General features: G+C 52.7%; 12 protein-coding genes. 3 read left to right on the forward strand and 9 right to left on the reverse strand.

What is annotated here, in order from left to right; genetic code table 11:
- Positions 1-24: 24 nt before the first annotated feature.
- Genes AB4136_RS21160 through hisH form a run of 3 tightly spaced genes read left to right on the forward strand, consistent with a single transcriptional unit; the run spans position 25 to position 2,815 of the window.
- Complete coding sequence (locus tag AB4136_RS21160) at positions 25-1,347, forward strand: N-acetyl sugar amidotransferase (protein ID WP_036254893.1); 1,323 nt, start codon at positions 25-27, stop codon at positions 1,345-1,347.
- A 56-nt stretch (positions 1,348-1,403) separates the two neighbouring features.
- Positions 1,404-2,168, forward strand: a complete 765-nt coding sequence (gene hisF / locus AB4136_RS21165) for an imidazole glycerol phosphate synthase subunit HisF (protein WP_244431225.1) — start codon at positions 1,404-1,406, stop codon at positions 2,166-2,168.
- Positions 2,165-2,815, forward strand: a complete 651-nt coding sequence (gene hisH, locus AB4136_RS21170) for an imidazole glycerol phosphate synthase subunit HisH (protein ID WP_024925211.1) — start codon at positions 2,165-2,167, stop codon at positions 2,813-2,815. The genes hisF and hisH overlap by 4 nt, the downstream gene beginning before the upstream one ends.
- 40 nt (positions 2,816-2,855) lie before the next feature.
- Here hisH and AB4136_RS21175 read toward each other — a convergent pair whose 3' ends face one another.
- The 9 genes from AB4136_RS21175 to AB4136_RS21215 form a co-directional block, all read right to left on the reverse strand.
- Entirely contained in the window at positions 2,856-4,325 is a 1,470-nt protein-coding gene (locus AB4136_RS21175) for an aminotransferase class I/II-fold pyridoxal phosphate-dependent enzyme (RefSeq protein WP_036254910.1), read from the reverse strand.
- Between the two features lie 11 nt (positions 4,326-4,336).
- Entirely contained in the window at positions 4,337-4,948 is a 612-nt protein-coding gene (locus AB4136_RS21180; RefSeq protein ID WP_081766932.1) for a NeuD/PglB/VioB family sugar acetyltransferase, read from the reverse strand.
- Position 4,949: 1 nt separating this feature from the next.
- Positions 4,950-6,089, reverse strand: a complete 1,140-nt coding sequence (gene neuC / locus AB4136_RS21185) for a UDP-N-acetylglucosamine 2-epimerase (protein ID WP_036254894.1) — start codon at positions 6,087-6,089, stop codon at positions 4,950-4,952.
- Positions 6,086-6,787 carry an acylneuraminate cytidylyltransferase family protein gene (locus AB4136_RS21190; RefSeq protein WP_024925207.1) on the reverse strand — a complete coding sequence of 234 codons (702 nt, stop codon included), beginning with the start codon at positions 6,785-6,787 and terminating at the stop codon, positions 6,086-6,088. Before AB4136_RS21190 ends, neuC begins: the two co-directional genes overlap by 4 nt.
- A 2-nt stretch (positions 6,788-6,789) precedes the next feature.
- Positions 6,790-7,722, reverse strand: a complete 933-nt coding sequence (locus AB4136_RS21195; protein WP_024925206.1) for a UDP-glucose 4-epimerase family protein — start codon at positions 7,720-7,722, stop codon at positions 6,790-6,792.
- A 17-nt stretch (positions 7,723-7,739) separates the two neighbouring features.
- On the reverse strand, positions 7,740-8,999 hold the full coding sequence (locus AB4136_RS21200) for a glycosyltransferase family 4 protein (RefSeq protein WP_051504853.1): 1,260 nt from the start codon (positions 8,997-8,999) through the stop codon (positions 7,740-7,742).
- Positions 9,000-9,093: 94 nt separating this feature from the next.
- Positions 9,094-10,227 (reverse strand): non-hydrolyzing UDP-N-acetylglucosamine 2-epimerase, encoded by a 1,134-nt coding sequence (gene wecB / locus AB4136_RS21205; RefSeq protein ID WP_024925204.1) that lies wholly within the window; start codon positions 10,225-10,227, stop codon positions 9,094-9,096.
- 5 nt (positions 10,228-10,232) lie between these two features.
- The gene (gene wbjC / locus AB4136_RS21210) at positions 10,233-11,339 is read right to left on the reverse strand and encodes a UDP-2-acetamido-2,6-beta-L-arabino-hexul-4-ose reductase (protein ID WP_024925203.1); all 1,107 of its coding nucleotides are present in this window, start codon (positions 11,337-11,339) and stop codon (positions 10,233-10,235) included.
- Positions 11,340-12,371: a polysaccharide biosynthesis protein gene (locus tag AB4136_RS21215; RefSeq protein WP_024925202.1), complete on the reverse strand. Its 1,032-nt coding sequence runs from the start codon at positions 12,369-12,371 to the stop codon at positions 11,340-11,342.
- Positions 12,372-12,590: the final 219 nt, after the last annotated feature.

The raw sequence follows: 12,590 nt of genomic DNA on the forward strand, positions 1-12,590 counted from the left end.
AAATACGAGATAGAAGGCCGGCCGATGATCTATGCCGATCCCCGCACCGAAATAGTTGACTACTCTCTCTATTCCCCGACGCTCGCTTCGCCGCCAACCAAATACGGCCTGCCACGTTCGGTTGTTTTCTGCAAAAAATGCGTGATATCCAACCAGAGGCCGAATTCCGCTGTGGAGTACAAGCATACTGCCGAGAGCAAGAAATCAGTCATTGCTTTCGACGACGAAGGCGTATGCGATGCCTGTCGGAACGCCGAACGCAAACATGCGGTCGTTGATTGGGAGCGTCGACGCGCAGAATTGGTTGTCTTGTGCGACAAATATCGTTCGCGCAACGGCTCATATGACTGCTTGGTCCCAGGCTCAGGCGGCAAGGATAGCTTCTACCAATCATGGATGCTGAAATACGAATTCGGCATGAACCCGTTGACATGCACTTGGGCACCGCATGTTTACACTGAATGGGGACAGCGTAACTTCAACCATTGGATCCATTCCGGCTTCGACAATTTTCTTTTGACGCCAAACGGTCGCGTAAAGCGGCTAATGACACGACTTGCAGTCGAGAACCTATTTCATCCTTTTCAACCATTCATCATCGGTCAAAAAGGTTTTGCTCCAGCATTTGCGGCAAAAATGGGCATCCCGTTGATCTTTTACGGAGAGAACGAGGCCGAGTACGGTAATCCGATCGCGGACAACGAAACCGCTAAACGTGATTACAACTATTTTTCAGCCACAAGCGACGACGAGACTTACCTTGGCGGTGTCTCGGTAGCGGATTTGATCGAAAAATTCGGAGTACGTAGAGCCGACTTGGCGGCGTACATGCCCTCTGACCCGAAGGTTCTGGAAGAAAAGGGAATCGAAGTTCACTATCTTGGCTACTATTTGAAGTGGCACCCGCAAGCAGCCTACTATTTTGCTGTCGAACATGGCGGCTTCGAGGCATCTCCGGAACGTACTCCTGGAACGTATTCCAAGTACAACTCGATCGATGATCGGATCGACGACCTGCACTATTACACGACCTTTATTAAGTTCGGTATTGGTCGCAGTTCCTACGACGCAGCTCAGGAAATTCGATCGGGCGACATCGAGCGCGAAGAAGGAGTGGCGCTGGTGAAGCGATATGATGGAGAATTCCCAGAGCGTTTCGCAAACGAACTATTTGATTACCTCAGTGTTCCGCCAGAACAGTACCCCGAGGCCGCTAAGCAGTTTGAAGCACCTGTTATGGATCGGGCTTATTTCGACACGCTCGCGAACAGATTCCGCCCGCCTCACCTGTGGCAATACGAGGGCGGTGAGTGGAGCCTTCGGCGCACCGTGTTTCAGGAGAACTAAGATGTGCATGTCGCCGAACAGCAACGCACATAGGGGCCCTGCCGGTGAATAGACGATTGATTGCACGCCTCGATGTTAAGATGGAACATCTCATAAAAGGTGTCCATCTAGAGGGATGGCGAAAGATGGGAGACCCCAAAGAGCGCGCTAGACAATACTATGAACAGGGTGCGGACGAGTTGCTATACATGGATGTAGTGGCAAGCCTTTATGATCGCAACAATCTTTCGAGTATCGTGCGCAATGTCGCCTCGGAAGTGTTCATTCCTATTACCGTTGGAGGGGGCATACGCAATCTGAAAGCGGTGCACGATCTTCTTGCGGTGGGTGCAGACAAAGTGGCAATAAACACGGCCGCCACAATCGATCCGGATATCCTGCGGGCAATATCCGACACCTACGGGTCGCAGGCTACGGTTCTCTCGATCGAGGCGAAACGACAGCCGGCAGGCGGCTGGGAGGCGATGACGGACAACGGTCGCAATCGCAGTGGACGGGATGTCGTCAAATGGGCTGTTGAGGGCCAGAGGCTTGGCGCTGGCGAGTTGTTGATTACCTCGATCGACCAGGATGGAACTGGTCGCGGAATGGATGAAAATCTGATCGCAACTGTTGCACGGGAAGTCGACATTCCAGTGATAGCGTCAGGGGGAGTCGGGACCGTTGGACACGTTATCAATGTACTCCAGAATCCCGACGTGAGCGCCGTTGCTGTCGCCAAGACGCTTCATATGAATCAATTGTCGATACAAGACTTGAAGGAAAGTTGTGTTGCAGCCGGCGTCCCGGTGCGTTCTACACAGACTATGGTGGCGGCATGAGCGGCAAAACCGTCGTCGTCGACTATGGGATCGGCAATGTATTCTCAGTGTGCAATGCCATCCGGCAAGTTGGTGGAAGCGCTGAGCTAACAGGAGATTTATCCCAGATTCGTCATGCTGACCGTGTAATCCTACCAGGCGTGGGCGCCTTTGCGCGCGCCATGGAAGCCTTGCGCCAACGAGGTCTTGACGAGACCTTAAGGGCTTTTGTCGAGACCGGCAGGCCATTTCTTGGAATCTGCATCGGCATGCAAGTACTAATGGACCAAAGTACGGAATTCGGCACATACCAAGGATTGGGATTCATAGAGGGGCAGGTAGAGCGTATACCCGATCAGACTCCTGATCGTAGCCACTTGCGTGTGCCACATATCGGCTGGGCCACGTTGAAAACCGACCACCATACGGGCGGCGGCTGGGAAACAGCGCCTCTATCTGCTATGGAGACAACTGGCGCCGCCGTTTACTTCGTCCATTCGTACCATTGCCAAACGAATGATCCAGCCCAGCGGATTGCCTACACAGACTACGATGGAGTTGCGATAACGGCAGCGATCCGGAGAGACAACGTTGTGGGGGTTCAATTTCATCCGGAGCGCAGCGCTGCAGCAGGTCAATCGCTCCTCAAAGCTTTCCTAAAATCATAATGCGGGAAAACGCAGAAAGCCACCTCTCGAACAAATGTCGCTACGCATGCGCGTAGCGACGAATTGCGTTTATCGTCCGTTCGAGTTGCTGCTCAGACATGTTTGACCCAGACGGAAGACAGAGCCCCGTATCGAACAACCGGTCTGAAATGGGCTGGTTGCCATGCGCAAAAAAACTACAGTCTGAGAAAACAGGCTGCAGATGCATGGGCTTCCAGATGGGGCGCGCTTCGATCAATTCACCTGCAAGATATTGAATAAGCGCCGACGCTGATCGGTTGCTCCCGCCCTGCTGAAGCGTGCAAGCTGACAACCAGCGAGTAGAATAGCTCCAAGCGGGCTCCGGCATCCATTCAATCCACTCGATGTCGGATAGTTCTTTGCGATACGTTTCATATATCCTGCGGCGTTCGCTCACTCGTTGCTCGAGTACCTTTAACTGCCCACGGCCGACGCCCGCAAGAATATTGCTCATTCGATAATTGTAGCCGATCGTCGAATGCTGGTAGTGCGGCGCAGGATCTCGCGCCTGAGTTGAGAGGAAGCGAGCCCTATCAGCAAACGCCTTCTCTTCGGTAACCAACATCCCCCCGCTCGACGTGGTGATGATCTTGTTACCATTGAAGGAATATATACCCATGCGACCAAAGCTTCCCGAAGCCTTGCCTTTGTAGGTAGCGCCCAAGGACTCTGCTGCATCCTCTATGATCGGAACATCAAACCGGTCGCACAGCTCAACAATAGGATCCATATCGGCGCTTTGACCGTACAGGCTAACGACAATAACAGCTTTCGGAAGTTTGCCTTCTCTTCTGCCCACCTCCAAGGCGCGTTCAAGCGCTTGTGGCGACATGTTCCAGCTCTCTGGCTCGGAATCGATCAAGACTGGCTCAGCACCCTGGTAAACGATCGGATTAACGCTGGCTGCAAAAGTTAACGTCGAACAAAAGACATAGTCCCCCGGCCCAACATCTAACAGGCGCAAGGCCAAATGGATCGCCGCAGTACCCGAACTCAGAGCAACGGCGTTTGCGATCCCCAATTTTTCAGCCAGCTCGATTTCGAAAGCATCTACATTTGGCCCTAGCGGCGCGATCCAATTTGTCCGAAATGCTTCGGTGACAAACTCGATCTCGCTCTCCCCCATATGTGGGGTCGATAACAAGACCGGCTGATCGATCTTTGATCTTTCGACGAGTTCAACAACTTTGCCGTTGTCATCAACGACAGGCAGATGGTTCACCACATTGGCCTGCATCAACAACAACGCTTCGCGACGAGTGTAGCCTAATTGCAAGGTGACCGATTGACGATCGGAAAGCAGAGAGAGCGTGTCGTTCAGATTCGCTCCATCAAGCAAAAGGCGCCTGATATCTCCGTCGGTGACCGTTCGCTCAAAACGCTCATCTGCCGATGAGAGAAGCAGAACGCCCGTCGCCGTTCGGTCGAGCAAGGCTAGCGCATCATGAAGTGTGGCATCTCTGCCAATGGCGATTTTCGAAATATCCACGCCCAAAACCCCTATCCAATCCGATTGGCAGGTATCCCCGCATAGACACCTTGTTGCGCGATATCAGCAACGACCACCGCTCCCGCACCAACGACCGCTCCATCGCAGATTCGTATCCCAGGCAAAACACTCGCTCCAGCTCCAACCAGTACGCCCTCCCCCACACGGACATTGCCGCCGAGCGTAGCGCCCGGAGCTATATGGGAGAAATCACCCACAGTGCACTCGTGATCGACGACGGCGCCATGATTCACGATGACGCTTCGGCCGATATGTGCCAGAGGCCCAACTATGGCTCCAGAAGCTAGAAAAGTCCCCGGACCGATTTTTGCACTGCCAGCAATAGAGGTCGCCGGATGATAAATAGACTGAGTGTATCCTCCCTTCGAGTCCAGACACTCAACCAAATTCGCACGTGCTTTAGAATTGCCAATACAAACGTGATACGGCTGCCCAGAAAGCAAAGATGGGTCAAAAAGACGAACTTGGATATCGAGGCGCTTGCTGGTCGTCCTGCTGACGTCCTCATCCCACAAGCAAATATGTTCCAGACTCCAGCCACCAGCAAGCAAAGAATCTATAACCACTAACGAGTGACCGCCAGCCCCCACAAGATTTATCATCTCAGTACGTATTTTCTTTGACAAGGCTCAATGCGTCCAGTCGCACAGAAGAAAGAAAACTAACAATTCGCATACTCGCGCTGCCGTCACCGTAAACATTCGACTTGGCGAACCGCTTTTTCTTGAGAGCGAATTCAAGTGCGGAATTTAACGCATCTTCCGTCGGCTTCACATCAATCACGTTGCTGTTTCGCTGTCGTAGATTTTGCCGAGATCCAATATTGACCACCGGCGTTCCAAAGCTGGCCGCCTCAATAATGCCACTGCTGGAATTGCCGATCATGAGGTCGGCCTCTTTCATCGTTGAGACAAAATCCGATCGAGCAAGATGCGTGATTGCCTTGATCTCGTGTCTCCTGGATGCTTCGTCGAGCACCTTCCGAATTTCATCACTGCCTGCGTCGGAATTTGGCATCAAAGCCAGGATTTGAAACTGGTACGCACGCAATGCTGCGATGATCCTGGCAATATCTGCCCCTCCCGTCGCCGCTTCTTGAACAACCGGATGATAAAGGAGAAGTGCGATCTTCCCGGCAGCCTCCAAATGGAAATCTGCACAAATTTGCTCTCGCGACTTCGTAGCAATCTCTGTCAAGCCATCCAGTCCAGGGGCACCGACCACCGATATTTGAGAAGCAGGTTCTCCCATTGACACAAGCCGTTGCCTACTTTCTTCGGTAGCTGTCAGGTGGAAACGCGACAGTTTGGAAATAGCGTGGCGCACAGGCTCGTCAACGGTCCCTGAACGCTCGCCGCCATGTACATGCGCGACGGGAATCCCCAGATGCAGCGCGGCGATAGCGGCAGCCAACATTTCCCCCCGATCACCAAGCAAGAGAACGATGTCAGGTCGCTCGACTTCCAGCGCATCGACAAATCCCACCAACATCCGCCCGATGTTCCGAGCCATTAGCGGACCAGAAGGTATATCGTCTTCGACCTCAACCTGAGCGCCGATGGGCAATCCGGACGCCACAATCTCCCTTACTGTCAATCCGTATCGCGTCGAGAGATGCATGCCCGTAACAAGGAGGCTGAGATCAAGTGCGCTGCTTCCATGAATACGTTCAAGTGTTAATTTCATAAGGCCAAAGTCAGCCCTAGTACCAGTAACATAGCAAACCTTGCGCACCGCCCTCATGGTTGTTCACCATATCTTTGCGCCAGGGCTTCCGCCATGATCCAATCGTCCTCCGTGTCAATGTCGATTGACTCACACGGACCATCGCATAGCACCCCAAAAGTCTTATCAGGGAAAAATGTCCGACCACTTTCCAGCACACTCGTACGTGCCAGATAAAGATTGCCAGCAATGTAGACGACTGGACTCAGATCCTGGCTGCGAAGCAACCGCTCCTGGTTGTCAGTGAATGGCACCAGAGAGGGGGGAGACTGCCAATCGAACAGGTGAGAGGGATGATTTCGAGCATGAGCCACACCGATAACGGCTTGGCAATCGTCGTTATTCAACAGCATCCTCGCCGCTTCCCAGCGTTCTGCTCGCCGAACCGGTGAAGTCGGCTGTAGTAACGCTACAAAGTCGTAAGATCGCCCTTCGGCACGCTCGCGCTGCAGAACATCAAACACAACATCCACTGTCGTGGCGGTATCTGTAGCCAACTCTGCTGACCGAAGAAACGGCACATCGAGACCATGCGAGACCACAACTGACGCGATCTCCGGATCATCAGTGGAAACAACGATGCGATCGAACCACTTAATCGACTGCGAAAACCGAACCGACCACACAATAAGTGGCACACCTGCGAACGATTTGATGTTCTTACCGGGCAATCGTTTAGAGCCGCCGCGCGCGGGAATGATTGCGAGGGTTTTCAAGATTACAGCCTGTGTTCCAGGAAGGCGGCGGTGGTTCGCTTCATGGCTTCATCGAGTGAGATTGGAGGAACCCAATTCAGATGTTGTTTTGTCGCGGTGATATCCACTTCCAGCGAGCCAAGCAATCGCTGCGCCATATCCCGTTTACCAAACAGCGCCGCAGCGGATTTCAGAAGAGAAACAGGCACAGGAAAAAGGCGAGCATTCAGCCCCATGGCTCGAGCGAGACTCTGCATTAATTGCGGTGTGGATAACGTAGTTCCGTCGCCACCTAGGAAGACTTTCCCTCCAGCTTGATCGTGGGTGAGACAGCAGATGATGAGATCAACTAAGTTCTCCACGTAGGTAAGACTGCGACGGTTGTCGACCAAAGCCAACGGCAATGGAACCTCCCGCTGGACCAACGTCATCATTGCGCGGAAATTTGCCTTAACGCCTGGTCCATAGACCAAAGGCGGGCGAATGGCGACCACTTCCATCCCGTGCTGTGCGCCCACAGCAAAGAGGAGGTTTTCAGCTTCGCATTTTGAGATACCATATGGATCCCTCGGTGAGGGAGGGCTCTCGGTCGTGAATGGTCGCCCAGGTTCAGTCCCCTCCCCATTTACCTTTATGGAACTCATGTAAATGAACCGCTTGACCCCCGCCATCGCAGCTTGCTTGGCGAGGTTCACGGTTCCATCGACATTGACCTCGCGGAAAGCTGCCAATGGATCGACCGCATCGTCTTTCATCACATGTACACGAGCAGCCAGATGAACGATCGCATCGGCCTCTTGTAGGACGCGTCGCCAATCGGTGGTGCCGTCGATGTCTCCGACAGACGTAGAGCTTTTTCCGCTGCGGCTCACAGGTCGGAAATCGATATTGCGTTGAGACAACTCCTGGCAGAGTGCATTACCCACGAAACCGGAAGCGCCAGTCACGACGATCATCCATTGGCCCCTTGTACCTACCTTGTAACTTTTTCACTCAAGGCACCGAGCCAGTGCTCGAGTGCCTCGATCAGCATATCGCGACTGAACTCCCGTCTTGCAAACTCTTGCCCTCTTTGCCCCATGGAGAACCTTTCGGCCTCGGGTAATGCGACCATAGCCTTGACGGCCTCTGCGAGGCCAGCACTATCACCGGCCGCGCAAGCTAAGCCTGCCTGCGCATCGCGCACTACGTCAGCGCCTTCGCCATCGATCATCGCCAATATCGGTATGCCGGCCGCTAGGTAGGCTTGGAGTTTTGCGGGTATTGTCAGAGCAAAGATCGGCTCACTGCGTAAAGATACCAAAAGCGCATCTGCTGCGGCAAAAAACTCGGGCATACGCTCAACAGGGAACCTTCCGATCAACAACACCTTATCGCCGAGGCCACGGACTGCGATTTCACGACGCACCCATTCGAGTTTCCTGCCATCTCCCACAATAAGCCAACGAACAGGCTCATCCCTCAGAAGGTCTGCAGCATCCAATATGGCAGGGAAATCCTGCGCCTCTCCTATATTGCCAGCAAACACAATATCGAATGTGTTAGCCGCGGCTGGAATCTCAGGCGCAGGAATCGCATCGGTCGCTGCAAATGTATCTTCAGCCCAATTGGGGAAGTAAACTACTGGAACGGACCCACACCGCCGCTGAATCTCTGGAATAAAGCGGCGAGACTGCGCTAATATCAAGTCACAACGTCGATAAATAAATGAAACGAGGCGTCCCACCAACCGAAGAACAGTGGGGGTACGCACAGCGCCAACTGCAGACAACGATTCTGGCCAAAGATCCAGAACCCACAAGGCGACCGGCGTGCGCTTAAACCTTCGCAGGACAATCGCTGGAAATCCAACTGTTATTGGTGATGGCTCGAATACGAAGATAGCATCGAAACTGCGGCCTCTCAATTTCAACGGACCGATTATCGCCGCAGAAACAGCAAAGGTTATGTAGTTTAACACCAGACGGAATGCGCCACTTCCCCTGGCAGCCATCGGAACCCGAAAGACGGGTACACCCTTATAGCTGGAGTATTTCGCCGGCGTAGCGGCAAAATCACTGAAGACGACGCCGTCGGGATAGTTGGGGCTCCCCGTCAGTATGGTAATCTCATGACCACGGACCGCTAGCGCATCAACAAGATCGTTGATACGAAAATTCTCAGGCCAGAAATATTGACTGACAACGAGAATGCGCAAGGAGCGATTAGAAGGCGGATTGTCACTTTTAGGCATACCGCACCTCAGGGAGCCAGTAGGGCGCCTCTGCCATTTTTGGGCATCCCCATGACACCTCGAGCGTCTTTTCAACCATTCGTTAAGTTCTGAATTAGCTGTTTTCGCGCCAGACCACACGACGAACGTAGTCACGGTAACTGTGGATGATACGCACCACTTTGTCAGAAACGTTGGTCACCGAATAATCCGAAACAAGCCTAAGGTCACGCCTCTCCCCACGCGATTGCGTTCCAAGAATGTCAAGGCATTGCAATACCCGTTCTTTGCCCAAACCGGACATCATAACCGAACCTTCCTCCATCCCTTCCGGCCGTTCGTGCGCCTCTCGAATGTTGAGGGCTGGGAAGTTCAGAATGGACGACTCCTCGGTAATCGTTCCGCTGTCAGACAGCACCGCTCTTGCGTCTTGCTGCAGCCGCACATAGTCGAAGAAACCCAGAGGCTTCATCAGGCAAACGTTTTTGTGGAAGCGAGCATTCACAGCATCAATGCGTTTTTGAGTACGCGGATGTGTCGACACGATAAGCGGCTCATCAAAACGAACCGCCACTGCATTCAACATATCGACTAACTTACTGAAATTATTTTCAGTATCTATATTCTCCTCGCGGTGTGCGCTGACGACGAAATACTTCCCGGGCGTCAAAGAAAGCCGTTCGCAAATACTTGAGTTCTGTATGTTTTTTCTATAATATGAGAGCACTTCCAGCATTGGGCTACCAGTCTTAATAATACGATCAGGTGGAAGCCCCTCTCTTAGCAAATACTCGCGCGCAATATCCGAATAGGTCAGGTTGATGTCGGCTGTATGATCGACGATACGTCGATTGATTTCTTCGGGAACACGGCTATCGAAACAACGATTACCAGCCTCCATGTGAAAAATTGGGATCTTTCGTCGCTTCGCTGGAATTGCAGCAAGGCAGCTATTCGTATCACCTAGAACCAGCAAGGCGTCTGGGTGATGACTTGCCAAATACCGATCAAAGCCGATGATCACGTTGCCAATCGTTTCAGCAGCATTCGCACCTGCTGCACCGAGAAATGCGTCTGGGCGCCTTACGCCCAAATCTTCGAAGAAAATCTCGTTCAGCTCGTAGTCATGATTTTGCCCGGTGTGGACCAAATGATGATCACAGTATTCGTCGAGTTTAGCCAAAACGCGGGAAAGACGAATGATTTCCGGTCTCGTGCCGACAACCGTCACGACCTTCATCTTAGACATAACAACTATACCTTCGCTGCGATGGTATCAGGCCGGCTCTGATCGAACAGCTCGTTGGCCCACAACAGAACAATCATCATTTGGTCGCCGATATTCGTTACATCATGCACCCAGCCAGGCACCGTCTCCACCACCATCGGCTCACTACCGGACGCAAACACCTCGAACCTCTCGCCGGTCAAAATATGACGAAACCCGAATCGAGCCTTGCCCTGCACAACAAGAAATTTCTCGGTCTTGGTGTGATGGTAGTGCCCGCCTCGTGTCACTCCTGGGTGAGCGGTAAAATAAGAAAATTGCCCGCAATTGACCGTGCGCAGAACCTCCACGAAAGCTCCGCGTGGATCGGTATTACTCTTCAGCGTGTAGCTGAATTCGGCAGGAGGTAAATAACTCAAGTACGTCGCATGGAGCGCACGTATTAACCCAGATCCCACTGCATCGGTTAACAAGGTACGGCGGCTGTCGCGGAAGCTTTGAATAAGAGCCGCGACGTAACCTACTGTTGTCACATATTCCGGTTTGACCACACCGTCGCGGACGGCACTCTCGGCATCATCCAATAAAGCAATGAATGCATCCACTACGTCATCTATGTAGACCAGCCTCAAGGGCGCTTCGGGGTCGTTGACAACGATGGGCAAATCTCGAGCAAGGTTGTAGCAAAATGTGGCAACAACCGAATTGTAGTTCGGCTTAGCCCACTTCCCAAAGACGTTAGGCAATCGAAAGATGTGGACCGCCGTCATCTGCTCTCGACCGAACGCAGCCACCAATTCTTCCGCCTGGCGCTTGCTTCTGCCATAAGAATTGTTGCGCTCAGCCTGAATTGAAGAAGCATAGATGACCGGCAGGCGCATTTGGTCTTCCCGAAGAAGACCAATCAGCCTTTGAGTCATGCCGACATTGCCGGATTGAAACTCGACCTCATCGGTTGGTCGATTAACACCCGCCAGATGAAACACAGCACACGAGCCGGCTAGAGCTGCACGTACCGAGACGTCATCATCATCGTGGGAAATGCGCCCTATCTCGAAGCCTAATTCTTCGAGACGCCGCACCAAATTTTGACCAATAAAGCCGCGACACCCCGTGACTGCGATTTTTTTCAATTATTCCTCCGGACGAGGCCGGTTCCCAGCCATTAACTCGCGTATGAAGTCAAGCTTCATCAGCAATTCCTTCATGTTGGGCACATCAAGGCGTCGCGTATTATGGGAGTTGTATTCTTCTGATCGAGAGATTTGCTCTTCTCCCATTTCAACATACTTTGAATAATTCAAGTCGCGCAAATCTGGTGGGATTCTGTAGTAATCTCCCAGATCTTCAGCACCCGCCAACTCCTCGCGGCTCAGCAATGTCTCGAATAGCTTTTCACCATGCCTGGTGCCAATTACTTCGACCGGATATTCTCGCTGACCTAAGAGCTCGCAAAGGGCCGTCGCAAGCGTACCTATCGTAGCTGCGGGGGCTTTTTGGACGAAGATGTCACCGTTGCCTCCCCGATCGAAGGCATAAGCCACGAGGTCAACGGCATCGGCCAGCGTCATCATAAAACGGGTCATCCCCGGATCGGTGATCGTGATAGGCTTGCTCGAGCCAATCTGGTCGGCGAACAGCGGAATGACCGAGCCACGTGAGGCCATCACATTGCCGTAACGGGTACCGCAAACGATCGTCTCGCGAGAGTCAAGGTTTCTGGATTTAGCCACCATAACCTTTTCCATCAGGGCTTTCGAAATCCCCATGGCATTGATCGGATAGACGGCTTTGTCCGTGGAAAGGCAGACGACTTTCCTTACCTTGTTTGCTATAGCCGCCTCCAGCACGTTCTCTGTACCGAGAACGTTTGTCTTAACGGCCTCCAGCGGATGAAATTCACAAGACGGAACCTGCTTCAGCGCAGCAGCGTGGAAAATATAATCCACACCGCGGGTAGCTGTAAGGATACTTCCGTAATCGCGCACGTCGCCAATATAGAACTTTAGTTTCTTGCTGCTGAACGCCTTACGAAGATCGTCTTGTTTCTTCTCATCTCTGCTAAAAATCCGAATCTCCGCAACCGAAGACGCCAGATAGCGGTGAAGGACTGCGTTGCCGAACGATCCGGTTCCTCCCGTAATCAGCAGGCATTTGTCTGACAAAGCACTCAAGGGTCGAAACTCTTCTGTGGTGGGCGGCGGCGCGCTTCTACATCACAAACTCCCAGATGGCTAGTGAGCGCTGTTGCGGCACCACCTTTCGCGCGTGGTCATGAGCCACGATGCTCGGAGCCTTTGAGGGCTTCGACACATGACGATTTCAGAGCTTACGCTTAAGTCCAGGGACGAGGAGCCGGTTCGACGGCTTGAGATATTCACGGG

The sequence above is a fragment of the Mesorhizobium sp. 2RAF21 genome, from assembly GCF_052115345.1.
Classification (GTDB): Bacteria; Pseudomonadota; Alphaproteobacteria; order Rhizobiales; family Rhizobiaceae; genus Mesorhizobium; species Mesorhizobium terrae.

Coding starts and splice junctions, on each gene's coding strand:
- AB4136_RS21195 (WP_024925206.1), bottom strand. CDS start 7,722: ATGATCGTCGTGACTGGCGCTTCCGGTTTCGTGGGTAATGCACTCTGC.
- hisH (WP_024925211.1), top strand. CDS start 2,165: ATGAGCGGCAAAACCGTCGTCGTCGACTATGGGATCGGCAATGTATTC.
- AB4136_RS21180 (WP_081766932.1), bottom strand. CDS start 4,948: ATGATAAATCTTGTGGGGGCTGGCGGTCACTCGTTAGTGGTTATAGAT.
- AB4136_RS21160 (WP_036254893.1), top strand. CDS start 25: ATGATCTATGCCGATCCCCGCACCGAAATAGTTGACTACTCTCTCTAT.
- wecB (WP_024925204.1), bottom strand. CDS start 10,227: ATGTCTAAGATGAAGGTCGTGACGGTTGTCGGCACGAGACCGGAAATC.
- neuC (WP_036254894.1), bottom strand. CDS start 6,089: ATGAGGGCGGTGCGCAAGGTTTGCTATGTTACTGGTACTAGGGCTGAC.
- AB4136_RS21200 (WP_051504853.1), bottom strand. CDS start 8,999: ATGCCTAAAAGTGACAATCCGCCTTCTAATCGCTCCTTGCGCATTCTC.